This is a genomic window from Pseudomonas sp. BNK-15 (genome assembly GCF_047456105.1).
Lineage (GTDB): Bacteria > Pseudomonadota > Gammaproteobacteria > Pseudomonadales > Pseudomonadaceae > Aquipseudomonas > Aquipseudomonas putida_E.
Genome location: NZ_CP179898.1, coordinates 1,384,220 through 1,408,510 on the forward strand (window position 1 = coordinate 1,384,220; position 24,291 = coordinate 1,408,510).

A 24,291-nucleotide genomic window follows, 5' to 3' on the forward strand; every position below is an offset into this window, starting at 1 on the left:
CGGGACAGCGGCTCTTCTCTCTGTTAGCTTAGTGGCGAACTGAAGGCCGCGCAGGCGGTCAAAGGCCGACTTTTCCCTGTATTGCAAGGATCATCATGACACTTGTCAAACTGACTGCCGTGGCTGTGCTGGCCTTGGCCCTCGGTGCCTGCCAGAGCCTGTTCGCGCCGAATTACCGTGCCCCACTGGAGGTAAAGCGCGACGCCTGGGAGCACGTAAAGCCAGGTTGCAGCGAGAGTGACTGCCCACTGGTGAACATTGACACCATTCACTTCCCGGACCTGCCCAAGCTCGACGGCATCGTCGAAAAACGCCTGCTGCAACTGACCGAAGACAACCAGCATGGCACCGCACCAAGCACTTTGCAGGCGTATGAGCAGCAATACCTGGCCACCGCCGACAAACGCAACAGCAGCTACCTGCAAGCCAAGGTACGTGAACAGCATGACGGGCTGGTGATCATCGAGCTGTCCAGCTACCTCGACAGCGGCGGCGCCCATGGCATGCCAGGCCGGGGCTTCATCAACTATTCGCGCAAGCTGGACAAGGTGCTGACCCTGCAAGACATGCTGGTGCCGGGCCAGGAAGATACCTTCTGGAAAACGGTAGAAGAATCGCACCGCGCCTGGTTGATCAGCGTGGGCATGGACAAGGATGCCGAGTTCGTCAAAACCTGGCCATTCAAGAAGTCGCCGCACATCGCCCTGACGTACGGCGCAGTGGTGGTCAAATATGAGGTCTATACCATCGCGCCCTACTCCATGGGCCACGTGGAGTTGAAAATCCCCTACCCACGCCTGAACGGCGTGCTCAAGCCCGAACTGTTCCCCGGCCGCGGCTGAGACTCAGTAGCGCATGCAGCCCACCCGCCAGCAACAATGCCGGCAGGGTAGCGCCGAACTCTGGCGCTTGCGCAGCGATGCTGTGATAGGCCACCACACCCACCGCCCAGGCCAGCAGCGCCTGCCAGTGCAAACCATCAATTTGTGCTGGAAGGCGGCGGCGGCGGATCACGAAGTGGTCCGTCAGCACCACACCGAACAGCGGCGCGAACACCGAGCCGATCAGCAGCAGGAAGTTTTCGTACTGGGCAAGCGGCGCCAGCAGGGCAATCAGGGTGCATAGCACACCGATGCCCAACGCCAGGTACTCGACCTTCAGGCGTACCAGCAGACTGGTCGATACCGCAGCCGAGTGGATATCGGCAAAGGCCTTCTCCGACTCGTCCAGCAAAATCAGCAGCAACGGAATACCCAGCCCGGCACCGGCCAGGGCCAGCAGCAGCGCATTGGCCTCACCGCTCGGCGCAAAGGCCAGGGTGTAGGCCACGCCAAGGCTCATCAACCAGGTATTGCCAATGAAGTAACCGAGCACGGTCCCGCCGAACACTCGCTTGGCGCTGCGGGCAAAACGTGAGTAGTCGGCGATCAATGGCAACCAGGACAGCGGCATGGCGATGACGATGTCGAAGCCCACAGCCAGCGACATCGACCCATCTGCGCTGCGCCGCCACAGCTCGCCCAGGTCAGCCTTGGCGAACAGGTTCCAGGTCAGCCACAGGCAAGCGCCCAACAACAGCCAGATCCCCCATTTGCGCAGCACCTTGCGCACGAATGCCAGCGGCCCGCTGACCGCGAGCAGCGTAGCCAGGCCACCGAAGCAGAGGGTCCAGAACATCGGGCTGTTCCATAGACTGCCTTCACCGAAGGTGCGCGCGCCGAGCAGGCTGGCGGCGTCACGCATGACAATGATCTCGAACGCGCCCCAACCGACCAGTTGCAGCAGGTTGAGCAGCGCTGGCAGGCGCACGCCTTGGCTGCCCAGGCTCAGGCGCAGGGTGGCCATGGCGCAAAGGCCCGTATCGCTGCCAATCACGCCTGCCGCCCCAAGCAGCAGCACGCCCACGCCGGTGCCCAGGGCGATGGCCAGCACCGCGCCGGCCAGGCCCAGGCCTGGAGCGAGCATCGCGCCGACCTGCAGGACCATCAGGCCGATACCGAGGGAAAACCAGAGCGAGAACAGGTCGCGACCACCGAACGGGCGTTGGCTGGTGGGGACAGGGTGGTCGGGGGAAAAATGGCTGGGAGTTGTCATTGTTGTTACTCGACAAAAGAAAACAAATCGACACGGTCGTTGCAGGAGCGGCGCACCGGCAAGGCCGCTCCTGCAACAGATCAGCGCTGCGGCTTACACCTTGTGGTACAGCTGGCTGCCTTCCTGGCGGAACCGTTCGGCCTGCTCGCGCATCCCCTCCTCAACCGATACATCCACCGCATCGATGCGCAGGTTGGCGGCGTATTCCCGTACTTCCTGGGTGATTTTCATCGAGCAGAACTTCGGCCCGCACATCGAGCAGAAGTGCGCGACCTTAGCCGATTCCTTCGGCAGGGTTTCATCGTGGAAGGCACGTGCGGTGTCAGGGTCCAGGCCCAGGTTGAACTGGTCCTCCCAGCGGAACTCGAAACGCGCCTTGGACAGGGCATTGTCACGGATCTGCGCGCCCGGGTGGCCCTTGGCAAGGTCGGCTGCATGCGCGGCGATCTTGTAAGTGATGATGCCGGTCTTGACGTCATCCTTGTTCGGCAGGCCCAGGTGCTCCTTGGGGGTGACGTAGCACAGCATGGCGCAGCCGAACCAGCCGATCATGGCCGCACCGATGCCCGAGGTGATGTGGTCGTAACCAGGCGCAATGTCGGTGGTCAAAGGGCCGAGGGTGTAGAACGGCGCTTCGTCGCAGCACTCCAGCTGCTTGTCCATATTCTCTTTGATGAGCTGCATCGGCACATGGCCAGGGCCTTCGATCATGCACTGCACGTCGTGCTTCCAGGCGATCTTGGTCAGCTCGCCAAGGGTTTCCAGCTCACCGAATTGCGCAGCGTCGTTGGCATCGGCAATCGAGCCTGGGCGTAGCCCGTCACCGAGCGAGAAGCTCACGTCGTAAGCCTTCATGATTTCGCAGATCTCATCGAAATGCGTGTACAGGAAATTCTCCTGGTGATGCGCCAGGCACCACTTGGCCATGATCGACCCCCCGCGGCTGACGATACCGGTGACCCGCTTGGCGGTCAGTGGCACGTAGCGCAGCAGCACGCCAGCATGGATGGTGAAGTAGTCCACGCCCTGCTCGGCCTGCTCGATCAGCGTGTCACGGAACAGCTCCCAGGTCAGGTCCTCGGCAACCCCGCCGACCTTCTCCAGGGCCTGGTAGATCGGTACGGTACCGATGGGTACCGGCGAGTTGCGGATGATCCACTCGCGGGTTTCATGGATGTGCTTGCCGGTCGAAAGGTCCATGACCGTGTCCGAGCCCCAGCGAATACCCCAGGTCAGCTTGGCCACTTCCTCCTCGATCGAGGAACCCAGGGCGCTGTTGCCGATGTTGCCGTTGATCTTCACCAGGAAGTTGCGGCCGATGATCATCGGCTCCAGTTCCGTGTGGTTGATGTTGGCCGGGATGATCGCGCGGCCGCGGGCGATTTCCTCGCGCACGAATTCGGCGGTGATCTCTTTGGGGATGTTGGCGCCGAAGCTGTGGCCGGCGTGCTGCTGCTTGAGCAAGCCAGCAGCGCGGGCCTCCTGCAGCTTCATGTTCTCGCGGATGGCGACGTATTCCATCTCGGCGGTGATGATGCCCTGGCGGGCGTAGTGCATCTGCGAGACGTTGGCGCCAGCCTTGGCGCGGCGCGGGTTGCGCACATGGTTGAAGCGCAGCTTGGCCAGTTCGGCGTCGTTCAGCCGCTGCTGGCCGAAGTTCGAGCTCAGCCCACCCAGGCGCTCGGTATCGCCACGGGCGTCGATCCAGGCCGAACGCACATCGGCCAGGCCTTTGCGCACATCGATGATGACGTCGGGATCGGTGTAGGGGCCGGAAGTGTCATAGACCATCACCGGCGCGTTGGCTTCGCCGCCAAAGTCGGTGGGGGTGTCGTGCAAGCTGATTTCGCGCATCGGCACGCGGATGTCCGGGCGCGAGCCCTCGACATAGACCTTGCGCGAACGCGGGAAGGGTTGCACGGACTGCTGATCGACTTGCGCCGACTCGCTGAGGTTGATCGTTTTTTCTTGTTTGCTCATCACAGGCTCCAGACAGCTTCCTAGCGGTGGAATGTCGGGGAGAACCTGAAAGACGCGGACGCACCCCTTGGCGGGCATGCAGTGCCGGATACATGGAGTGCCTTGAGCTGCTTGCAGCTGCGACATTCCCGGACCTGGCACAAGAGGCTCCCCGGGAAGGCGAGCAATCTTGTTCCCTACGCAGGCGCTAACCTGATCAGGTTCAACGGGATCCGCACCTATGCGATCTCAGCCTTTGCTTCAAGGCACCCCGACAAGAACGTGCGCAGTCTAGACTGGAGTGGCCGGCAAAGCCAAGCGTGTAAAACGGGGGGATGATGAAAGGCACAGCCAACGATTGTTGCCAGTTGCGCATGGCACTACACTGCCCCAACGCTCGATACTCAACAGTTCAGTAATTAAATTTCGTACAAGGATTGCCTCTATGCTGCGCAAACTTTCACTGGCGATTGCCGTGTCTTGTGCGTCCAACGGAGTGGCCTGGGCAGCGGATGTGCCCATGACGGTCAAGACTGACCTGGTCAGCGTCTACCAGGAAGCGGTCGACAACAACGCCGATCTTGCCGCCGCCCGCGCCGATTATGGCGCGCGCCGCGAAGTGGTGCCCCAGGCCCGCGCCGGCCTGCTGCCCAACCTGTCGGCAGGTGCCGAAATGATGAACACCCGCACCAAGCTCGACGAACCCTCGATCACCTCCAACCGCAGCGGCAACGCCTGGAGTGCAACCCTGGCGCAACCTGTCTTCCGTGCCGACCGCTGGTTCCAGTTGCAGGCCGCCGAAGCTGTCAATGAGCAGGCAGCGCTGGAGTTGTCTGCCACCGAACAGAATCTGATCCTGCAGACCGCGCAAAGCTACTTTGCCGTGCTGCGAGCCCAGGACAACCTTGCAGCCACCAAGGCCGAAGAATCGGCTTTCAAGCGCCAGCTCGACCAGTCCAACGAACGTTTCGATGTCGGCCTGTCCGACAAGACCGACGTGCTGCAGTCCCAGGCCAGCTATGACACCGCCCGGGCCAACCGGATCATCGCCGAACGCCAGGTGCAGGATGCCTTCGAGGCATTGGTGACCCTCACCAACCGCGAATACACGTCGATCCAGGGCGTTGTCCACACCTTGCCCATACAGGTGCCCACGCCCAACGATGCCAAGGCCTGGGTCGAGACTGCCGGGCGGCAGAACCTCAACCTGCTGGCAACCAACTACGCAGTCGATGCCGCCGAAGAAACCCTGCGCCAGCGCAAGGCCGGCCACGCCCCGACCCTGGATGCGGTAGCCAAGTACCAGAAAGGCGACAACGACAGCCTGGGCTTCACCAACCCTTCGCAACTGGGCGTGCGCTATAGCGGTGACGTGGAGCAGACCAGCATCGGCCTGCAACTGAACATTCCGATCTACAGCGGCGGCCTGACCAGCTCGCAGGTACGCGAGGCATACCAGCGCCTGAGCCAGAGCGAGCAACAACGCGAGAGCCTGCGCCGCCAGGTGGTGGAGAACACACGCAACCTGCACCGTGCCGTGAATACCGATGTGGAACAGGTGCAAGCGCGCAAGCAGTCGATCATTTCCAACCAGAGCGCGCTGGAAGCCACCGAGATCGGTTACCAGGTCGGTACCCGCAACATCGTCGACGTGCTCGATGCCCAGCGCCAGCTGTACACCTCGGTTCGCGACTACAACAACAGCCGGTACGACTACATTCTCGACAACCTGAGCCTGAAGCAGGCGGCCGGCACCTTGAGCCCACAGGACCTGGTGGACCTCAAGCGGTACCTGAAGGCGGACTACAACCCGGACAAGGACTTCCTGCCACCGGACCTGGCGGCGGCAGCGGCGAAGAACTTCGAACGCAGGCCTTGAGGTAGGCGCTGGTTTCTTCGCGGGTAAACCTGCACCCACAGGGCTTGCGCCAGTGTGGTGGACGCACGGAACATGACCGACGCCTCTTGGTAGTCACGGTGGCGGATTTTTGCTGGCCGCCAGTAGGCAAGACTAGTCAAAAATCGGGAAGGTGCGATGACATGGGTCAGGGAATCGGCAGCGAGTGTCACTGCCCAGCGCTCAACGCTCCTGGGGGACGAAAGCCTCCTTGCCCAGGCCGCAGTCGGGACAGCACCATTGCTGCGGAACATCTTCGAATGCCGTACCCGGTTCGATACCATTTTCCGGATCACCCCGTGCCGGGTCGTAGGAATACCAGCAGGTTTCACAATAGTACTCGGCAACCCGTGCCTTCATCGCTATCTCCTTGTCGACTGCGTCAGTGATCCTGCTCTCAGGCTCGCCCTGTCCTGCGTAATGCGCAGACCAGGTAATCGACCATCACCTTGACCTTCTGTGACACATGTCGCCCAGGTTGATGGAGGATCCACGCCATTCCCTGCAAAGCCCCCACGTACTTCCACTCGGGCAGCACTTCCACCAAGTCGTTGACGGCAATCGCTTGGCCAGCCAGCCTGGCAGGAAGACAGGAAATACCCAGCCCCGAGAGGGTTGCGTTCAATACAGCTTCCGCACTGTCTGAAACGTAGCGACCTGAAAAACTGACGTCACAAGCACCTTGCGCCGATAAAAATTCCCAGGTCTGGCTTTCGCTGAAGTCGGAAAAAGGTATGCAACTGTGCTCCGCCAACTCGGAAGGGTGTACCGGTCGACCATATTTTTCTATGTAGCTGCCTGCAGCACAGACTACAAAGTCGACAGGGAATAACTTGCGCGCGACCAACCCTAACGGCGGGGTATCGGTAATTCTGATACCGATGTCTATGCTTTCAGCGATGAAGTCCAAAGCTCCCTCATTCGAAATGAGCTGCACATTCACACCCGGGTAACGCTCGAGAAATTCGGGAATAAGTTGATGACATGTTCCATACAAGGACCGTGGGACCGCGATGCGAATAAGTCCTTGCGGACTCTCAAGAAATCGCTCCTTGAGCCTAAATATATTCGCCGAAGACTCAAGCAGCTCTTTGCAATGTGAATAGACCTGAGCCCCCTCGGCATTGACTTTCAGCTGCCGAGTGCTGCGTTCGAGCAATCGAATCGATAATGCATTCTCAAGCTTCGATACTTGCTTGCTGACTGCGGATGCAGTCAGTCCTAGCCGGGCCGACGCATCCACAAAGCTTCCCGCCTCAACAACAACAGCAAATGCCGCCATGCAAGGCAACATATCTACATGACTTTTTGGAAGATAGCCTCGATAGTCCATTATTATGACCACTCATATCTTTAGGCCAGCAACTAAAACATACGCCCTTGGCAAAGGGCCCCAAAAGAAATCACCGCAAAAAATTGCATCGCTGCGAAAAAGCTTCATCCGTAAAGATGCAGAAGCACAGCCCCTAACAACACCAGACTGACCCCACCAACCTGAGTGACCGACAGCCGCTCGCGATAAAAGAAGTACCCTAGGATCGCAGCAATGCCGCCCGACAGGGTACTGATGACGGTGACGACGGAAACCGAGCCATTGAGTGCGCCCCAAGAAAACGCGGAGAACCCGCCCAGGTTCAAAAGACTGGCGCCGCACAGTGAACCGAAGGTCTTCAAGCTGATCGTCGCGTGGTCCCGCAGCAACTTGAATCCCTCAGGGATTAGAAACATGACCCCCACTGCATAGCCCAGCGCCAACATGTTAACCGGCCCCAGCTGCGGCAAGGCGTACTTGCCCTGAATCCAGAAGCTGATGCCGTAAAGCATGGCCGCCAGCAAGGCAAACCCTACAGATATCGTGCTGGTGATCCTGCGCTCGAAATCACCGTCATGATGACTTCGGCTGGCCAGTAAAACCCCGAAGAAGCAAACGAGAATACCGCTCACCTGCCACCCTGACAGGGCGTCCCCCCCCAGCCACGCCAACAGGGTGGTAAAAACGCCATACGAGGTGACTAGGGGCGCCACAACTGCAGTTTTGCCAGCAGCAAATGCCTTCGACAGCGCCAATGCCCCCACAACGGTACATAAAGATGCTACTACCCCAACACCTAGCGCGCGCCAAGGCGCAGACATGAACTTTTCCAACTGACTGGCTGAAAAGACAATAATAATTGCCATTAGAACAAAGCCCAGCAACTGCCCGAAAAACACCGCTCGTTTAACCCCAACTGCTCGTGCGTTCACGCCGACCAAAAAGTCCGTCGCTCCCCAGAACGCCGCCGCCAGCAACCCCATGAATACGTCCAAGGCAATGTTCCTTATTATAAATGATCCCTGATCGCTCCAGACAGTAGTCGGGTTTATGACAAAAATCAAACCCCGCGGGACGGGGCCTTATAAACCCGGCATACTCTTTCGCGAGCGCGAAGCCAGCAACGAAATTAGCGGATTAGTCAATGCAGTTGAAACAATAGCCAGTACCAAAAGAACACTATAGGAACTTTCCGACAACACTCCTACCTCGAGTCCTACGCCAAGCACAACCAAATCCACAAGACCTTTCGTATTCATCAGTACGCCGACTTCAATGGAAACAATTGGTCTCAACCCCGATGCCCTAGCACCTATATATGAGCCCAGCACTTTGCCGATAGTCCCACCCAGCAGGAACAACAGCAGCCACAACCAAAGACTAGGCTCCCCGAAAGCGGCCAGCGAAACCTGAATACCTGAGCAGGCAAAGAAAATCGGGGTAAGAAAAAGATGACCGAACCTGCCGATCCAGCGTCGCCATGCCTGCTCCATCGAGAACAGGTCGTGAAACACGTAGGCCGCCATGACCGCGCCGATGGCCTGGTGGAAACCGAGCATCGCGGTAACCTGCGCTGATCCCAGGCAATAGACCAAGGCAACTGCGACACGGGAACGCTCACTTAATGCAGTGTGAGCGATGCGGTTTTTCAGCCATGGGCGGACCACTACGAACATCAGACCGGCATAAGCCAAAAGACCGCATACCTTGAGTAAGCTCTCGGACACGCCGCCCGCCCCACCTAAGTGCAATGCCAACACCATCGCCAGTGCAAACCAGGCGAACACATCGGTATACACCGCCGCCGAGAGCGACAATCGACCGGCTTGCCCATCAATGCCTCCATGCTCCTGGATTATCCTCACCAACACCGGCAGCGCTGTCACCGACAGTGCGACCCCACAGAAGATCACGTAGGACCAATAGGGCGGCGTCGGCGCAATAGACGGTTTCGACCAGGCGCCGATGACACAGCCGATGAAGAACGACAGCACGATTCCGAGACTCGCGATCAAGGCCGGGGCACGTTGCCCTCCCCGCCACTCTCCGACACCTGCGGCATGCCAGGGAACTTCGACCATCAGCATGATCAGCCCCAGTTCGCCGAGCGCTCGGACAATCTCTATCGATTCAGGTGTCAGCACCTTTGCCGACACTTGCGGAAACCAAGCCCCTAACAAAGTGGGACCCAGCAGTATACCGGCAACGATTTCCCCGATTACCCGGTTCTGGCCAAGCATCGTAGCCACACGCCCGCAGACTGCACAGGCGAGCAAGATCAAACACACCAGCACTAACCAGTTCGACATGGATTTGCCCTCACCCAACACCTGCCGTTGATCCTCTAGCTAGGCAAACGCCAGCTTCAGACGCTCATGAACGGTATCCGAATGCCTGCGCAGTACTTCAGGATCCTTATGGATGAGGTAGACAAAACCCCAAGCCGACAGAAAGTCTCGTGTCGCCTTGATGGCCTCGCCTTTCTCCACAAAAAAGCCAAGCTCATGAAACGAATCGAGCTCTTCGATCAGCGTGATACCTTCAATTCCCGTCACAGTGCCGCTCTGTTCAGAAATCAGGCAACAGATACAGAAATGCTTGTCGTAGTGCGGGACTGCCAAGGTGAGCGGCGCATGACCCAAATAGATATCTATGTTGAGGTCGTAGCAGTTAAGCCCGGTGCACAACTCGATCAATGAAGGCACATTTGCACCGGGCAGGCGGCCGTTCTGTTCGATGATGAAGTGTCCCGCCGAGTTGATCTTGAACTCAATATCGTTGATGCCAATGTTGGCCTCGATGGCCGAGTTGACTTCGGATATGTAGGCAAATGCCTGGCGCGCCTGATCGCTTAAGGGCGAAATGGATCGAATGTTGCGATAGACACTGGGGTGGTCGCCGACGCGGATCTTTTCGTATTCGGCGAAGCAGAGAATCTGTCGCCCCGACACCCCCAGATTTGCAGTAACAATAAAGTATTCAGGGCCTTCGACATACGCCTCCACCAAAGCATGCTTTTCCTCCTGCGCTCCAGGCTCGAAATTGCTTTCGATGGCCCCCAGAGCCTTGTACATATCACCTCTGGACTGGCAGACCTTAACATTCCTCGCACCTGTGCCCTCGGTCGGCTTAACCACCACGGGGAAAGCAATACCCGGATCATGGCCCTCGGCCAGGTCATTCCTGGAAAGCCTGAACGCAGGCATGACCGGGACGCCCTCGTGTTGCAGACGACGCTTCATTTCAAGCTTGTTGATCCGCGCAGCACAGGTTGGGATCGGGTTGCCCGCCAAGCCCAAGTGAGCCGCCAACCCGTCGCTTATTCGCAATGCAGAATCGGAACCGGGGATGACCGCATGCACCTCTCTTCCGGCCATGCTGATCTTCGCCTGTTCCAGGTTCTCGACATGCACCACCTCGTCGAATTCGTCGACTCCATGCAGCTTCTGCAAACGCCCGGGAAATTGCTTGCGGGTCACTAGGGCCAACGCGTGATAACCCTTACGGCGAATATCATGTCCATAGCGCCGGGCCGAACTGATCGGGTCGATGACGACCACCGTCTGTCGATGAGTTATCATCCCAGGCTCCGCATGGTCTTATACATGTAGTGGTAGTAACGCAGCGCGACGTTGTAGCGGATCATCACGCCCAGAGAGAGTTCGCGCACTACATCCTCACCACCCGCCGCGTAATGCTGCAGCACTGTTTCGTACCAGGCGGCGCTGTGCCGGGTGTCGATGCTGATATGGGCCTTGTGATAGGCGATCACGTCTTTTGGCAAGCCCAAGCGCTCCATGGCCGCCGTGGTGGCACCAAAGCGTACCGGCGCCGATCCCTCCACCAACCCCATCGCACCGATAAGGCGCATGTTGAACTCGCGGCGTACGGCCCACATCAGCAGGATGTTGCCATTCATCAGGCACTCAAGGGGGGGCACCTGCACGCTGACACCCGCCTTTTCCAACAGATCACGCATGTAGCTGGAAGAGGTGCGGAACATCGTGGTGTGCACGGCGGCGAAGTCTCCATTGCCCATTTCATCCCAATAGTTCTCGCCGGCGACCATCTTGCACCGAATCGGCATACCCAACTGAGCCACTGCCATCAGGTCATCGAAAGAACCATCAACCATTTCCTCCATGCAGATGTAGTAAGCGACCTGTTCAGAACTGGCCTGGTGGCGCATGAAGTCCACGAAGAAGCGAATATCTTCATTGATCCTCTTCTCGTACATGACGTACCACGAGAGAAATGCATCCTGTGTAGTGGGCAGGTCACGCAGATCAACTAGGCCCTCCTCGACCGCGGTCCATTCATCCTCCATCTGCTCCACAATGTTGCGGGCCAATCTGACCGATTGCCGTGCAGCCACAAGTTGTGCCGGATCTCCGAGAAAACAGCGATAATAGTCGGCAAGTTGCTGTTGTGTATTCCGAGCTAATTCTTTCATCTCCACTCCTCAGTACAGAACGGTCGGTACTTCGCTGCAGCGCAGGTCAAAAGCGTCATGAGATGGCCCAACCTCGTGCAATCGCGTGAGTCGGGTATGGGCCTCGCGTAAGGTGGGGATATGACTTTCCTCGACCCACCACAACACTACCCGGGGGCGTAAGATGGGCTCGAACCACTCCCTTCCACGCCGCATGAATGACTTGTGCGAGGTGTTATAGAGAAAGTCCTTGAGTGATTCGACGTCCCTCCACAGCGAGAGCGTGTAGAGATAACCCTCGCCCCATAACTGATCCAGCAGCGGCTGATCCTCTTCGGTCTCACGCCAGATGAACCCCGGATGTTGCTCAGCTAGAGCGTTCACATAGCTGGTCGAGGCATAGAACTCTTCCATTCTGGTGTCTCCCTTGGGAAACTTGGGTTTCACCAGATCGAAATGTGCAAGTACACGCTTCATGGTGCCTCCCAGGCCTGGAGTTCGATAATGTTTCGATCGGGATCACGGACGTATATGAAGGTGCAAATACCTACCCCCTCGACAGGCTGCCTCGCCAACTTCCCTAGCAGCCATCCACCTGAGCTGATCACTTTTGCACATACAGCTTCCACGTCGGAAACTTCAAATGCGATGTGGCTAAAGCCGCGCGAATTGGCAAACTTTTCCGGTTCATCATGAAAATGACAATACTGAAATACTTCTAGCGTCGGCCCGCCCTCCCCGTTACCGGGCAACCGAAGATGTATGCCTTCGATCTCCGGTTTTATCAACCCGGTACCATCTGCCACCGATTGCCCTGAAAGCCGACGCACAGGGCCGACCGGAACACAGCCAAATACATCAACATAGAACTTGGCTATCTTTTTCCAGTCAGTGGCGATCAGGTTAGCGTGTGAGTATTTGACCTTGGTCATGCGCTAATCCTCAAACTTCAATCCCGGAAGACGAAGGTTTCGTGCTCGACTTCCCGATCCTTGTCCCTCGCCCTTTCCCACGTGGTGTTGAGAATGATGCGGGTGACATCTTGTGTCAGTGGTTTAACCCGATGCAGCGTGGTGTCTGCCTTGAGCAGATAGACATCACCTGTGACGTGGAAGTAGGAGTCGATCTTGTTTTCCACCAATAAGTTTTCTACTCGGGGGTTCTGCTTATCCCAATACGTATGCGGTACGCACTCCAACAAACCTCCTGCCTCGAGTGCCGGTGCCTCGACGATCCAAATGATCGTGTAGGGGTAGTCGCCCCAATGCCAACCATGGGTATCACCTGACTTATGCTGACTGTTAATGATGAAGTTATCCCACTTCCAAGGGGTTGGGATAACCTCCTCCTTAACTATGTGACTGATCAAACTACTCAGGTAGCGAGACCTATAAGCATGCGGAATATACCGCCCATGGGCTTCGATGCTTTCCTGAGGAACGTTACTCAAATAGCGCGGCGTGTTGCCCGTCGATTCAATCAAAAAATCCCGGCGCTTTGAAAAATTTGCCAAGAGGTACTTCACATCGACAGAAATTTGATCGCGTACTTCAGGATGGATCAGGTTATTAATCTTCAAGTATCCATCCCTGGCAAACCGATGCTGTTCCCAGAAAAAGTCTCGCCCTTCGAAAGGATCGGACCTCAGTATATCTGTGACTTGCTCCAGATTTTGTTTAACAGCAGCACGCTCTGACATATGAACACTCCGTATTTGTTAAGGGGTCACGTGTTTAATGGCACGTTCAAATCCTACCCCCTCAACCTGCACGGATATACCCCACACGCAGACTTGCACTCCTTCCTCAAACCATGTAATGCCCTATTGAAAGTATCGCGCCTTCTTTGATTCGGCACATCGGACTCTTAAATGTCCCTTATACTCACCCGGGCTCTTCGACTCAGAAACGCCGGATCGAGTATGAGGCGGTTTGCCCGCGACGCGCGGGCGGGTCGATATCATGGGCGCTGAATTTTTGCGCCAAACACATCGGGCCCCACCACATTTCCTGCCATGCACCCAGAAGCAATACATCCATTTGCCGTAAGACATTTCTGAACCTTAAACCAAATGCTTCAGAATCAGCATGCTTGGGAATTGCCCTACTCGCGCTGCTGAAGTATCGCTGCTGTCTGGGAAATGCCTCAGGGATAACGTTTTAGGGTCGTTTAGACAACCGGCCGTGAGAACCCGACTGATACAATGCATCGCAGTTATGGCGGCCGTGCGCAGGCAGGCTTGTCCTGGCGAGGTTTGCATTTGTTCCTCGGTTTCTCACCCCTTGCACGGCTGCCAACCATAATCCGTAAGAAAGATTTAGGTGGCAGTTTCCTTAAGCCGAACAAAGTTCACATGCCATGAAAAGATTGCCCCCCCCGCAAACCTGCCATCACACCATTATTCACCGTCCAATCCGATATGTATCCACCCAACGTCCTGCCCCACGTCAGCGAACTGCTAAGCGACGTCATCGAAACCATTGAGAACGCTGCCGAGCTCGGGCGGGCGAACCCGGCCTGAACATGCTGAGCAATAGCATCCATGCTAGCGAGATCGCCCTTTCACTAGTGGAGCACGTTCTTGATCGGCTCTGCGGCCACCATGTCGAGGACTGATGGCAAGCGAAGCGCTGCGCTGCCAGCAAAGCCATACGCGTCACTGCCAGGTTTCACGCTGCTGGGTGGCGGTCTGCCGATCCTGGACGCGAACGGCGAACACATCGGCGGTATCGGTATCAGCGACGCAACGCCTGAGCTGGACGCGCAATTTGCCTAAGCAGCGCTGGACAGCGGGGTATGAACTCACATATGAAAAAACCCAGGGCAAATGCCCTGGGTTTCGGTGTAGCGCGACGCCTGACCGTTTTTATCAGAACGGAATATCGTCATCAAAGCTGTCAAAGTCAGCAGCCGGCTGTGGCGCGGGCTGTTGCGGCGCTGGGCGCTGCTGGGCCTGTTGCGGGCGCGGGGCCTGCTGACGCGGTGGGGCCTGGTTGTACTGTTGCTGCTGGCCACCCTGGTTGTAGTTGTTACCACCACCCTGGTTGTACTGGTCGCCGCCACCTTGCTGGTTCTGCGGACGGCCACCGAGCAGCTGCATGGTGCCCTGCATGTCGACGATGATTTCGGTGGTGTAACGCTTGATGCCGTCTTTTTCCCACTCGCGGGTCTGCAGCTTGCCTTCGATGTACACCTGCGAACCCTTGCGCAGGTATTCGCCAGCGATTTCAGCAACCTTGCCGAACATCGACACACGGTGCCACTCGGTACGCTCGACCTTTTGGCCCGACTGCTTGTCGGTCCACTGCTCGCTGGTAGCCAGGCTCAGGTTGGTCACGGCGTTACCGTTGGGCAGGTAGCGGACTTCGGGATCCTGGCCACAGGTGCCGACCAGAATGACTTTGTTAACCCCACGGGCCATAACGTTCTCCTAGGCTTCGCACGCCGATGAGGCTGGGTTCACCAGACGCTCGAGGGTCGCACGGTCCAAAATTTTCGTATCCAGTTTGATATAGATGGCAGCTTCTTCTGCCACCACAACGGCGTCGGTCACACCCGGCACGGCCATCAGGCGCTCGGTCAGGCCGGCTTCCCGGACTGCCTCAGGCGTCAGTGGCATGCGCAGGCTGGTCACATAAGGCGGCTCGTTCATGCGCAACGCGACCACCAGCCATACGGCACACAGCACCGCGCAACCGAGGAACACCGTGTTCAGCCCACCGTGCTGGAACAGCCAGCCACCAAGGATTCCACCCAGCGCTGCGCCAAGGAACTGGCTGGTGGAATACACCCCCATCGCCGTCCCCTTGCCGCCAGCAGGCGACACCTTGCTAACCAGCGACGGCAGCGATGCCTCCAGCAGGTTGAATGCAGTAAAGAATACCACGGTGCCAATCACCAGTCCGCGCAAGTTGTCAGCCCACTGCCAGAAGAACACCTCCACCAGCAGCAACACACTGACCGCTCCGGCCAATACGCGTTTCATCTTGCGCTTTTTTTCGCCGTAGATGATGAACGGGACCATTGCAAAAAATGAGATGAACAGCGCGGTCAGGTATACCCACCAATGCTCTTCCTTGGGCAAGCCGCCGCGCTCGACGAAGGCCAGAGGCAGCGCGACGAAGCTCGCCATGAGGATCGCGTGGAGGATGAAGATACCGGTGTCCAGGCGCAGAAGGTCCGGATGGCGCAGGGTTGGGCCGAGTGCCTGGCGCGCCACACCCGACTCGCGGTGCTGCAAAGTGCTGTGGGTGTTGGGCACGACAAAAGCGATCAGCAAAATGCCGACCAGGGCAAGTCCTGCCGTGGCGAGGAACAATCCTGACAGGCCGAAGGCGCTGGTGAGAAGCGGGCCGACGACCATCGCCACGGCGAACGACAGGCCGATGCTCATGCCGATCATGGCCATGGCCTTGGTACGGTGCTGCTCGCGGGTCAGGTCGGACAGCAGCGCCATGACTGCCGCAGAAATTGCCCCGGCGCCTTGCAGAATGCGCCCGGCAATCACGCCCCAGATGGAGTCGGCTTGAGCCGCCAGCACACTGCCCAGGGCGAAGATCACCAGGCCCAGATAGATCACCGGACGTCGCCCGATGCGGTCGGAAATCATCCCGAACGGGATCTGAAAAAACGCCTGGGTCAGGCCATAGGCACCGATGGCCAGGCCGATCAGCGCGGGCGTGGCGCCGGCCATGTCCATGCCGTAAGTGGCCAGCACCGGCAGGACCATGAACATGCCCAGCATACGAAAGGCAAAGACCAGGGCCAGGCCGCCAGCGGCGCGCGTTTCGCTGCCACTCATGCGCTCGTTGTGGGTGTCGTGCATGGATTAACCTCGTGTGAACCGGCGGCGATTCTATCAGTCCGACAGCTTGACGGCATCTACGCGACGCTTTGCCGCGTACTGGCAGCGCGCCGTATACTTCCTTGTTTATGCCCGCCAAGCGAGGCCGCAGTGGACAAGATCCTGATTCGTGGGGCACGTACCCACAACCTGAAGAACATCGACCTGACCCTGCCGCGGGACAAGCTGATCGTGATCACCGGCTTGTCCGGGTCGGGGAAGTCTTCCCTGGCATTCGATACCTTGTACGCCGAGGGTCAGCGCCGCTATGTGGAATCGCTGTCGGCCTACGCCCGGCAATTCCTGTCGATGATGGAAAAGCCTGACGTCGACACCATCGAAGGCCTGTCGCCCGCCATCTCCATCGAGCAGAAGTCGACTTCGCACAACCCGCGTTCGACGGTAGGTACCATCACCGAAATCTACGACTACCTACGCCTGCTTTATGCTCGCGTGGGTACGCCGCGCTGCCCGGACCACGACATTCCGCTGGAGGCGCAGACCATCAGCCAGATGGTCGACCTGGTGCTGGAGCGCCCGGAAGGCAGCAAGCTGATGCTGCTGGCACCGGTGATCCGCGAGCGCAAGGGTGAGCACCTGGCCGTGTTCGACGAATTGCGTGCCCAGGGCTTCGTTCGGGCACGCGTCAACGGCAAGCTCTACGAACTCGACGAACTGCCCAAGCTGGACAAGCAGAAGAAGCACAGCATCGATGTGGTAGTGGACCGCTTCAAGGTCCGCGCCGACCTGCAACAACGCCTTGCCGAGTCATTCGAGACCGCTCTCAAGCTGGCCGACGGCATCGCCCTGGTTGCACCGATGGACGATGAGGAAGGCGAAGAGACGATCTTCTCCGCCCGCTTCGCCTGCCCGGTCTGCGGCCATGCGATCAGCGAGCTGGAGCCCAAGCTGTTCTCCTTCAACAACCCGGCCGGCGCCTGCCCGACCTGCGACGGCCTGGGGGTGAAGCAATTTTTCGATATCAAGCGTCTGGTCAACAGCGAGCTGACATTGGCCGAGGGTGCTATCCGCGGCTGGGATCGGCGCAACGTCTATTACTTCCAGATGCTTGGCTCGCTGGCAGCGCATTACGGCTTCAGCCTGGAGGAGCCGTTCGGCGAGCTGTCGGCCGAACACCAGAAAGTGATCCTGCAAGGCAGCGGCAAGCAGAGCGTCGACTTCAAGTACCTGAACGACCGTGGCGATATCGTCAAGCGTTCGCACCCGTTCGAAGGGATCGTGCCCAACCTGGAGCGGCGTTACCGCGAGACCGAGTCGGCCACGGTGCGCGAGGAGCTGGCCAAGTTCCTCGGCACCCAGCCCTGCCCCGACTGCCGCGGCACCCGCCTGCGCCGGGAAGCCCGTCATGTCTGGGTAGGCGAAAAAACCCTGCCGGCGGTGACCAACCTGCCTATCGGTGAAGCCAGCAGCTACTTCGGCGAGCTGACCTTGACCGGGCGTCGCGGTGAAATCGCTGCAAAGATCCTCAAGGAAATCTGCGAACGCCTACAGTTTCTGGTCAACGTCGGCCTGGACTACCTCACCCTGGATCGCAGTGCCGACACCCTGTCCGGCGGCGAAGCGCAGCGGATCCGCCTTGCCAGCCAGATTGGTGCAGGGCTGGTCGGAGTGATGTATATCCTTGATGAGCCGTCCATCGGTCTTCATCAACGCGACAACGACCGCCTGCTCGCCACCCTGAACCACCTGCGCGATCTGGGTAATACCGTGATCGTGGTCGAGCACGACGAAGACGCCATTCGCCTGGCTGACTACGTGGTGGACATCGGCCCGGGTGCCGGCGTACACGGTGGCCAGATCGTTGCCGAGGGCACGCCTCAGGAAGTCATGGCACATCCCGACTCGCTGACCGGGAAGTACCTGTCTGGGCGCAAGAAAATCGCTGTACCGGCCAAACGCACCCCCCGCGACAAAAAGCTGTCCCTCAAGCTCAAGGGTGCGCGTGGCAACAACCTGCAGAACGTTGATCTGGAAATCCCGATCGGTCTGCTGACCTGCGTGACTGGCGTATCCGGCTCGGGCAAGTCGACGTTGATCAACAACACGCTGTATCCGCTGGCCGCTACAGCCCTCAATGGTGCGAGCAGCCTGGAAGCCGCCCCGCACAGCAACATGGATGGCCTGCAGCACCTGGACAAGGTTGTCGATATCGACCAGAGCCCGATCGGCCGCACACCGCGTTCGAACCCGGCGACCTATACCGGCATCTTTACCCCGATTCGCGAGCTGTTTTCCGGCGTGCCGGAATCGCGCTCGCGCGGCTACGGCCCAGGGCGTTTCTCGTTCAACGTCAAGGGCGGGCGTTGCGAGGCGTGCCAAGGCGATGGGCTGATCAAGGTGGAGATGCACTTCCTGCCAGATATCTACGTGCCGTGCGACGTGTGCAAGAGCAAGCGCTACAACCGCGAAACCCTGGAGATCAAATACAAGGGCAAGAACATCCACGAGGTGCTGGAAATGACCATCGAGGATGCTCGCGAATTCTTCGATGCGGTGCCGGCCCTGGCGCGCAAGCTGCAAACCCTGATGGATGTGGGGCTGTCTTACATCAAACTGGGGCAGTCGGCGACCACGCTGTCGGGCGGTGAAGCGCAAAGGGTCAAGCTCTCACGCGAACTGTCCAAGCGCGATACTGGCAAGACGTTGTACATCCTTGACGAGCCGACCACCGGCCTGCACTTCGCCGATATCCAGCAGTTGCTGGATGTGTTGCATCGCCTGCGCGACCACGGCAACACCGTGGTGGTTATCGAACATAACCTCGATGTGATCAAGACCGCGGACTGGTTGGTTGACCTGGGCCCGGAGGGTGGTTCAAAGGGTGGGCAAATTATTGCCAGCGGTACACCGGAAGAGCTGGCAAAGATGAAGCAGTCGTACACAGGGCACTATCTCAAACCGCTTCTGGAGCGTGACCGGGCCTGATCTGCCTGTGCATGAAAAAGCCCCTGGTTACCGATGGTGCCAGGGGCTCTTTTTTTAGTCTGTGGATAACTTACATCTGCGACTGCAGGTAGTTTTCCAGGCCGATGGCCTTGATCAGGCCCTGCTGCTTCTCAAGCCAGTAGGTGTGATCTTCTTCGGTATCGGCCAGCTGGGCACGCAGGATATCGCGACTGATGTAGTCCTTGTGCAGCTCGCACAGCTCGATGCCCTTGCACAGGGCGGCACGAACCTTGTACTCAAGCTTGAGGTCCGCTTCGATCATTTCGGGCACGGTACTGCCCACTTCCAGGTCATCCGCGCGCATATCGGGGGTGCCTTCGAGCATGAGGATACGCCGCATCAGCGCATCGGCGTGCTGGGTTTCCTCTTCCATCTCATGGTTGATGCGTTCGTAGAGCTTGGACAGGCCCCAGTCTTCGTACATGCGCGAGTGAATGAAGTACTGATCGCGTGCGGCCAGTTCGCCCTTCAGCAACGTGACGAGATAATTGATTACGTCCGGGTGACCTTGCATCGCCCTGATTCTCCGTGTGGATACGTCTAATGAAACATAGTTTGAACCAGGAATTGCTTGCGGTCACTGAAAACTGCGCAATCAGGGGCAAAAAATCGGGTAAACAGTAGTGATATTCATTGAAAAACCGCCCAAATGAGGGCGGTTCTTCTTATCACTTCGAGTTAGGCGAGATTCACGCCCAATGCCTTGGCGATGCCTTCACCGTAGGCCGGATCAGCCCTGAAGAAGTACTGCAACTGACGCTGGATGACCTCTTCACTGACGCCTGCCATGGTTCCAGCGATATTGCTGATCAGCAGTGCCTTTTGCTCATCGCTCATCAAGCGGAACAGTGCACCGGCGTGGCTGTAATAGTCGTTGTCTTCACGGTGATCGTAGCGATCAGCTGCTCCATTGAGGGCCAATGCAGGTTCGCCATGGTCAGGCGACTGCTTAGGCGCGTCGCGATAGCTGTTGGGCTCGTAATTGGGCGCACCGCCATAACTACCAAAAGCCATCGAACCATCACGCTGGTAGCTATTGACCGGGCAGCGTGGCGCGTTGACGGGCAACTGCTGGTGGTTGGTGCCCACGCGGTAGCGATGCGCATCGGCATAGGCGAACACGCGGCCCTGCAGCATGCGATCTGGCGAAAGCCCCACGCCCGGCACCATGTTGCTCGGGCCAAACGCTGCCTGCTCGACTTCGGCGAAATAGTTGAGCGGGTTGCGGTTAAGTTCCAGCACACCTACCTCGATCAACGGATAGTCCTTCTGCGACCAGGTCTTGGTCACATCGAACGGATTTTCATCGCGACTGGCCGCCTCCTCTTCAGTCATGACCTGAATGCACACGGTCCAACGCGGGTAGTCTGCGCGTTCGATGGCCTCGAACAGGTCGCGCTGGGCGTAGTCAGGGTCTGTACCGGCCAGGCGCGCAGCATCGGCGGGCGTAAGGTTCTTGATGCCTTGTTGGGTCTTGAAGTGCCATTTGACCCAGGTACGCTCGCCAGCAGCGCTGATCAGGCTATAGGTGTGGCTGCCGAAGCCGTGCATGTGGCGGTAGCCGTCCGGGATGCCACGATCAGAGAACAGGATGGTGACCTGGTGCAACGCCTCCGGCGAATGCGACCAGAAGTCCCACATCATCTGGGCGTTCTTCAGGTTGGTTTGCGGGTGGCGCTTCTGGGTGTGAATAAAGTCCGGGAATTTTAGCGGGTCACGAATGAAGAAAACCGGGGTGTTGTTACCCACGATGTCCCAGTTGCCTTCCTCGGTGTAAAACTTTACTGCAAAGCCACGAGGATCACGCTCGGTATCTGCCGAACCGCGCTCGCCACCGACGGTAGAAAAACGCAGGAAGGTTTCAGTCTGCTTACCAATCGTGTCGAACAGCTTGGCCTTGGTGAATCGAGTGATGTCCTGGGTGACTGTAAAAGTGCCATAGGCTCCGGAGCCCTTGGCGTGTACACGCCGTTCAGGGATGTTCTCTCGGTTGAAGTGAGCGAGTTTCTCGATCAGGTGGAAATCGTCGAGCAGCAGCGGGCCGCGCGGGCCAGCAGAGCGGGAATTCTGGTTGTCAGCTACGGGGGCACCGCTGGCGGTGGTGAGAATCTTGCTCATGGGCTCTCCATATCGGTCTTGGACTGCCGGCGAATCGGCTTGGATAGGAGTATCGACGAGCGGTTGTTTCAAAACAAATTCATTACATGTCTTGTATCAATAGAAATAAACAATACCTGCAGAAACAAAAAACCGGGCACTAGGCCCGGTTTTTTGTAGCAGACAGAACGTCTTACTCGGCAGCTTCTACAGCACCACCGACTGGACGATCAACCAGCTCGACGTACGCCATAGGCGCGTTGTCGCCAGCGCGGAAACCGCACTTCAGGATGCGCAGGTAGCCGCCCTGACGGGTGGCGTAACGCTTGCCCAGATCGTTGAACAGTTTGCCAACAGCCGACTTCGAACGGGTACGGTCGAAGGCCAGACGGCGGTTAGCAACGCTGTCTTCCTTGGCCAGGGTGATCAGCGGCTCGGCAACGCGGCGCAGTTCCTTGGCTTTCGGCAGGGTGGTTTTGATCAGCTCGTGCTCGATCAGCGACACAGCCATGTTCTGGAACATAGCTTTGCGGTGAGAGCTGGTACGGCTCAGGTGACGTCCACTTTTACGATGACGCATGATTCATTCCTTACCAAACACTACGTTCGGTGATTACGACGATCAGGCGGTCGCCTTGTCGTCTTTCTTAAGACTTGCAGGCGGCCAGTTGTCGAGGCGCATGCCGAGAGACAGACCACGAGAGGCCAGCACGTCCTTGATTTCAGTCAGGGACTTCTTGCCCAGGTTAGGAGTCTTCAACAACTCTACTTCGGTACGCTGAATCAGGTCGCCGATGTAGTAGATGTTCTCCGCCTTGAGGCAGTTGGCCGAACGTACAGTCAGTTCCAGGTCGTCAACCGGACGCAGCAGGATCGGATCGATCTCGTCTTCCTGCTCGACTACGACAGGCTCGCTGTCACCTTTGAGGTCGACGAACGCGGCCAACTGCTGTTGCAGGATGGTCGCAGCGCGGCGGATAGCCTCTTCAGGATCCAGGGTGCCGTTGGTTTCCAGATCAATGACCAGCTTGTCCAGGTTGGTACGCTGTTCAACACGGGCGTTCTCGACCACATAGGCGATACGACGCACCGGGCTGAACGAAGCGTCCAGCTGCAGACGGCCAATGCTACGGCTTTCGTCTTCGTCGGTTTGACGGGAGTCAGCCGGCTCGTAACCGCGACCACGAGCTACAGTGAGCTTCATGTTCAGGGCGCCGTTGGACGCCAGGTTCGCGATTACGTGATCGGGGTTGACGATCTCGACATCGTGATCCAGCTGAATATCGGCAGCGGTAACCACCCCCGAACCCTTTTTCGACAAGGTCAGCGTAACTTCGTCACGACCGTGCAGTTTGATAGCCAGGCCTTTAAGGTTCAACAGGATTTCAATTACGTCTTCCTGTACACCTTCGATCGCGGAGTACTCATGGAGTACGCCATCGATCTCGGCCTCGACTACTGCACAGCCAGGCATGGAGGACAACAGGATGCGGCGCAGCGCGTTGCCCAGGGTATGGCCGAAGCCACGCTCGAGAGGCTCGAGCGTGATCTTGGCGCGGGTCGGACTGACTACCTGCACATCAATATGGCGGGGAGTCAGGAACTCATTTACCGAAATCTGCATGGATGCACCTATTTTCTAGCCCTTACTTGGAGTAGAGCTCGACAATCAGGTTTTCGTTGATGTCGGCAGACAGGTCGCCGCGAGCAGGAACGTTCTTGAAAACGCCCGACTTCTTAGCGGAATCTACGTCTACCCACTCAACGCGGCCACGCTGGGCGCACAGTTCAAGGGCTTGAACAATGCGCAGCTGGTTCGACGACTTCTCGCGAACCGCGACCACGTCACCCGGACGAACTTGGTAGGATGGAATGTTTACAGTCTTACCGTTGACGCTGATCGCTTTGTGCGAAACCAGCTGACGGGACTCGGAACGAGTCGAGCCGAAGCCCATACGGTAGACGACGTTATCCAGACGGCACTCGAGCAGTTGCAGCAGGTTCTCACCGGTTGCGCCTTTTTTCGAGGCAGCAGCCTGGTAGTAACCGCGGAACTGACGCTCCAGAACACCGTAGATACGACGGACTTTTTGTTTCTCGCGCAGCTGGGTACCGTAGTCGGACTGACGGCCACGGCGCTGGCCGTGGATACCTGGGGCTGCTTCGATGTTGCACTTCGATTCCAGAGCGCGAACGCCGCTCTTCAGGAACAGGTCGGTGCCTTCACGACGAGACAGTTTGCATTTTGGACCAATGTAACGTGCCATTCTTCTGTCTCCTGATTACACGCGGCGCTTCTTCGGCGGACGGCACCCGTTGTGCGGGATTGGCGTCACGTCGGTGATGCTGGCGATCTTGTAGCCGCAGCTGTTCAATGCACGAACGGCGGACTCACGACCTGGACCTGGACCCTTGACGTTTACGTCGAGGTTCTTAAGACCGTATTCCAGCGCAGCTTGACCAGCACGCTCAGCAGCGATCTGAGCTGCGAACGGGGTGGATTTGCGCGAACCACGGAAACCCGAACCACCGGAGGTCGCCCAGGACAAAGCATTGCCCTGACGGTCGGTGATGGTCACGATGGTGTTGTTGAAAGACGCATGGATGTGGGCGATGCCATCAACCACTGTCTTTTTGACTTTCTTACGAGGACGAGCAGCAGGTTTTGCCATGTCTATATTCCTGGGCGA

The 24,291-nt window shown here is 58.2% G+C and carries 23 protein-coding genes and 1 riboswitch; of the genes, 4 read left to right on the plus strand and 19 right to left on the minus strand.

Annotation, left to right across the window (positions count from 1 at the left end):
- Positions 1–95: 95 nt before the first annotated feature.
- Positions 96–842 (plus strand): RsiV family protein, encoded by a 747-nt coding sequence (locus tag ACMGF5_RS06255; RefSeq protein WP_115273752.1) that lies wholly within the window; start codon positions 96–98, stop codon positions 840–842.
- Here ACMGF5_RS06255 and cytX read toward each other — a convergent pair.
- Complete coding sequence (cytX, locus tag ACMGF5_RS06260; RefSeq protein ID WP_046788120.1) at positions 811–2,094, minus strand: putative hydroxymethylpyrimidine transporter CytX; 1,284 nt, start codon at positions 2,092–2,094, stop codon at positions 811–813. The two genes, ACMGF5_RS06255 and cytX, sit on opposite strands and share 32 nt — an antisense overlap.
- 93 nt (positions 2,095–2,187) lie before the next feature.
- Positions 2,188–4,074 carry a phosphomethylpyrimidine synthase ThiC gene (gene thiC, locus ACMGF5_RS06265; RefSeq protein ID WP_046788121.1) on the minus strand — a complete coding sequence of 629 codons (1,887 nt, stop codon included), beginning with the start codon at positions 4,072–4,074 and terminating at the stop codon, positions 2,188–2,190.
- Positions 4,075–4,230: 156 nt separating this feature from the next.
- Positions 4,231–4,337: riboswitch (TPP riboswitch) on the minus strand.
- A gap of 161 nt (positions 4,338–4,498) precedes the next feature.
- Between thiC and ACMGF5_RS06270 the strand changes: the two genes are divergently transcribed.
- Positions 4,499–5,932 carry a TolC family outer membrane protein gene (locus ACMGF5_RS06270; RefSeq protein ID WP_115273751.1) on the plus strand — a complete coding sequence of 478 codons (1,434 nt, stop codon included), beginning with the start codon at positions 4,499–4,501 and terminating at the stop codon, positions 5,930–5,932.
- A 201-nt stretch (positions 5,933–6,133) separates the two neighbouring features.
- Here ACMGF5_RS06270 and ACMGF5_RS06275 read toward each other — a convergent pair whose 3' ends face one another.
- The 9 genes from ACMGF5_RS06275 to ACMGF5_RS06315 all read right to left on the minus strand — a co-directional run bounded on the left by ACMGF5_RS06275 (position 6,134) and on the right by ACMGF5_RS06315 (position 13,393).
- Positions 6,134–6,310 carry a rubredoxin gene (locus tag ACMGF5_RS06275; protein WP_046788123.1) on the minus strand — a complete coding sequence of 59 codons (177 nt, stop codon included), beginning with the start codon at positions 6,308–6,310 and terminating at the stop codon, positions 6,134–6,136.
- Between the two features lie 37 nt (positions 6,311–6,347).
- Entirely contained in the window at positions 6,348–7,283 is a 936-nt protein-coding gene (locus tag ACMGF5_RS06280; RefSeq protein ID WP_125924559.1) for a LysR family transcriptional regulator, read from the minus strand.
- A 104-nt stretch (positions 7,284–7,387) separates the two neighbouring features.
- On the minus strand, positions 7,388–8,257 hold the full coding sequence (locus ACMGF5_RS06285; protein ID WP_046788125.1) for a DMT family transporter: 870 nt from the start codon (positions 8,255–8,257) through the stop codon (positions 7,388–7,390).
- Between the two features lie 87 nt (positions 8,258–8,344).
- Positions 8,345–9,571 carry a cation:proton antiporter gene (locus ACMGF5_RS06290; protein WP_414157655.1) on the minus strand — a complete coding sequence of 409 codons (1,227 nt, stop codon included), beginning with the start codon at positions 9,569–9,571 and terminating at the stop codon, positions 8,345–8,347.
- A 39-nt stretch (positions 9,572–9,610) separates the two neighbouring features.
- Complete coding sequence (locus ACMGF5_RS06295) at positions 9,611–10,843, minus strand: ATP-grasp domain-containing protein (RefSeq protein ID WP_237860341.1); 1,233 nt, start codon at positions 10,841–10,843, stop codon at positions 9,611–9,613.
- The gene (locus tag ACMGF5_RS06300) at positions 10,840–11,715 is read right to left on the minus strand and encodes an iron-containing redox enzyme family protein (protein ID WP_080952214.1); all 876 of its coding nucleotides are present in this window, start codon (positions 11,713–11,715) and stop codon (positions 10,840–10,842) included. The genes ACMGF5_RS06295 and ACMGF5_RS06300 overlap by 4 nt, the downstream gene beginning before the upstream one ends.
- 9 nt (positions 11,716–11,724) lie before the next feature.
- Positions 11,725–12,171, minus strand: a complete 447-nt coding sequence (locus tag ACMGF5_RS06305) for a DUF3291 domain-containing protein (RefSeq protein ID WP_046788128.1) — start codon at positions 12,169–12,171, stop codon at positions 11,725–11,727.
- The gene (locus tag ACMGF5_RS06310) at positions 12,168–12,626 is read right to left on the minus strand and encodes a VOC family protein (protein WP_046788129.1); all 459 of its coding nucleotides are present in this window, start codon (positions 12,624–12,626) and stop codon (positions 12,168–12,170) included. The genes ACMGF5_RS06305 and ACMGF5_RS06310 overlap by 4 nt, the downstream gene beginning before the upstream one ends.
- Before the next feature lie 17 nt (positions 12,627–12,643).
- Positions 12,644–13,393, minus strand: a complete 750-nt coding sequence (locus tag ACMGF5_RS06315) for a hypothetical protein (RefSeq protein WP_046788130.1) — start codon at positions 13,391–13,393, stop codon at positions 12,644–12,646.
- Between the two features lie 903 nt (positions 13,394–14,296).
- Between ACMGF5_RS06315 and ACMGF5_RS06320 the strand changes: the two genes are divergently transcribed.
- Positions 14,297–14,470: a heme-binding protein gene (locus ACMGF5_RS06320; protein ID WP_237860337.1), complete on the plus strand. Its 174-nt coding sequence runs from the start codon at positions 14,297–14,299 to the stop codon at positions 14,468–14,470.
- Between the two features lie 93 nt (positions 14,471–14,563).
- Here the strand turns inward: ACMGF5_RS06320 and ACMGF5_RS06325 are convergent, their stop codons facing one another.
- Together ACMGF5_RS06325 and ACMGF5_RS06330 are read right to left on the minus strand one after the other, a co-directional pair.
- Positions 14,564–15,115 (minus strand): single-stranded DNA-binding protein, encoded by a 552-nt coding sequence (locus ACMGF5_RS06325; protein WP_012316509.1) that lies wholly within the window; start codon positions 15,113–15,115, stop codon positions 14,564–14,566.
- A 9-nt stretch (positions 15,116–15,124) separates the two neighbouring features.
- Entirely contained in the window at positions 15,125–16,519 is a 1,395-nt protein-coding gene (locus tag ACMGF5_RS06330) for an MFS transporter (RefSeq protein WP_046788131.1), read from the minus strand.
- A 129-nt stretch (positions 16,520–16,648) separates the two neighbouring features.
- On the opposite strand from ACMGF5_RS06330, the gene uvrA reads away from it, so the two are divergent.
- Positions 16,649–19,483 (plus strand): excinuclease ABC subunit UvrA, encoded by a 2,835-nt coding sequence (uvrA, locus tag ACMGF5_RS06335; protein ID WP_177433171.1) that lies wholly within the window; start codon positions 16,649–16,651, stop codon positions 19,481–19,483.
- A 70-nt stretch (positions 19,484–19,553) separates the two neighbouring features.
- Here the strand turns inward: uvrA and bfr are convergent, their stop codons facing one another.
- The 6 genes from bfr to rpsK form a co-directional block, all read right to left on the minus strand.
- Positions 19,554–20,018 (minus strand): bacterioferritin, encoded by a 465-nt coding sequence (bfr, locus tag ACMGF5_RS06340; protein ID WP_012316512.1) that lies wholly within the window; start codon positions 20,016–20,018, stop codon positions 19,554–19,556.
- 164 nt (positions 20,019–20,182) lie between these two features.
- Positions 20,183–21,622, minus strand: a complete 1,440-nt coding sequence (locus ACMGF5_RS06345; protein WP_414157656.1) for a catalase — start codon at positions 21,620–21,622, stop codon at positions 20,183–20,185.
- Positions 21,623–21,794: 172 nt separating this feature from the next.
- Entirely contained in the window at positions 21,795–22,181 is a 387-nt protein-coding gene (rplQ, locus tag ACMGF5_RS06350; protein WP_003255451.1) for a 50S ribosomal protein L17, read from the minus strand.
- Between the two features lie 42 nt (positions 22,182–22,223).
- Positions 22,224–23,225, minus strand: coding sequence for a DNA-directed RNA polymerase subunit alpha (locus ACMGF5_RS06355; protein ID WP_003255452.1), 1,002 nt, complete (start codon positions 23,223–23,225; stop codon positions 22,224–22,226).
- Positions 23,226–23,247: 22 nt separating this feature from the next.
- Complete coding sequence (gene rpsD, locus ACMGF5_RS06360; protein ID WP_012316514.1) at positions 23,248–23,868, minus strand: 30S ribosomal protein S4; 621 nt, start codon at positions 23,866–23,868, stop codon at positions 23,248–23,250.
- A 15-nt stretch (positions 23,869–23,883) separates the two neighbouring features.
- Entirely contained in the window at positions 23,884–24,273 is a 390-nt protein-coding gene (gene rpsK / locus ACMGF5_RS06365; RefSeq protein ID WP_003255454.1) for a 30S ribosomal protein S11, read from the minus strand.
- Positions 24,274–24,291: the final 18 nt, after the last annotated feature.

Coding starts and splice junctions, on each gene's coding strand:
- ACMGF5_RS06255 (WP_115273752.1), top strand. CDS start 96: ATGACACTTGTCAAACTGACTGCCGTGGCTGTGCTGGCCTTGGCCCTC.
- cytX (WP_046788120.1), bottom strand. CDS start 2,094: ATGACAACTCCCAGCCATTTTTCCCCCGACCACCCTGTCCCCACCAGC.
- thiC (WP_046788121.1), bottom strand. CDS start 4,074: ATGAGCAAACAAGAAAAAACGATCAACCTCAGCGAGTCGGCGCAAGTC.
- ACMGF5_RS06270 (WP_115273751.1), top strand. CDS start 4,499: ATGCTGCGCAAACTTTCACTGGCGATTGCCGTGTCTTGTGCGTCCAAC.
- ACMGF5_RS06275 (WP_046788123.1), bottom strand. CDS start 6,310: ATGAAGGCACGGGTTGCCGAGTACTATTGTGAAACCTGCTGGTATTCC.
- ACMGF5_RS06280 (WP_125924559.1), bottom strand. CDS start 7,283: ATGGACTATCGAGGCTATCTTCCAAAAAGTCATGTAGATATGTTGCCT.
- ACMGF5_RS06290 (WP_414157655.1), bottom strand. CDS start 9,571: ATGTCGAACTGGTTAGTGCTGGTGTGTTTGATCTTGCTCGCCTGTGCA.
- ACMGF5_RS06295 (WP_237860341.1), bottom strand. CDS start 10,843: ATGATAACTCATCGACAGACGGTGGTCGTCATCGACCCGATCAGTTCG.
- ACMGF5_RS06300 (WP_080952214.1), bottom strand. CDS start 11,715: ATGAAAGAATTAGCTCGGAATACACAACAGCAACTTGCCGACTATTAT.
- ACMGF5_RS06305 (WP_046788128.1), bottom strand. CDS start 12,171: ATGAAGCGTGTACTTGCACATTTCGATCTGGTGAAACCCAAGTTTCCC.
- ACMGF5_RS06310 (WP_046788129.1), bottom strand. CDS start 12,626: ATGACCAAGGTCAAATACTCACACGCTAACCTGATCGCCACTGACTGG.
- ACMGF5_RS06315 (WP_046788130.1), bottom strand. CDS start 13,393: ATGTCAGAGCGTGCTGCTGTTAAACAAAATCTGGAGCAAGTCACAGAT.
- ACMGF5_RS06320 (WP_237860337.1), top strand. CDS start 14,297: ATGTCGAGGACTGATGGCAAGCGAAGCGCTGCGCTGCCAGCAAAGCCA.
- ACMGF5_RS06325 (WP_012316509.1), bottom strand. CDS start 15,115: ATGGCCCGTGGGGTTAACAAAGTCATTCTGGTCGGCACCTGTGGCCAG.
- ACMGF5_RS06330 (WP_046788131.1), bottom strand. CDS start 16,519: ATGCACGACACCCACAACGAGCGCATGAGTGGCAGCGAAACGCGCGCC.
- bfr (WP_012316512.1), bottom strand. CDS start 20,018: ATGCAAGGTCACCCGGACGTAATCAATTATCTCGTCACGTTGCTGAAG.
- ACMGF5_RS06345 (WP_414157656.1), bottom strand. CDS start 21,622: ATGAGCAAGATTCTCACCACCGCCAGCGGTGCCCCCGTAGCTGACAAC.
- rplQ (WP_003255451.1), bottom strand. CDS start 22,181: ATGCGTCATCGTAAAAGTGGACGTCACCTGAGCCGTACCAGCTCTCAC.
- ACMGF5_RS06355 (WP_003255452.1), bottom strand. CDS start 23,225: ATGCAGATTTCGGTAAATGAGTTCCTGACTCCCCGCCATATTGATGTG.
- rpsD (WP_012316514.1), bottom strand. CDS start 23,868: ATGGCACGTTACATTGGTCCAAAATGCAAACTGTCTCGTCGTGAAGGC.
- rpsK (WP_003255454.1), bottom strand. CDS start 24,273: ATGGCAAAACCTGCTGCTCGTCCTCGTAAGAAAGTCAAAAAGACAGTG.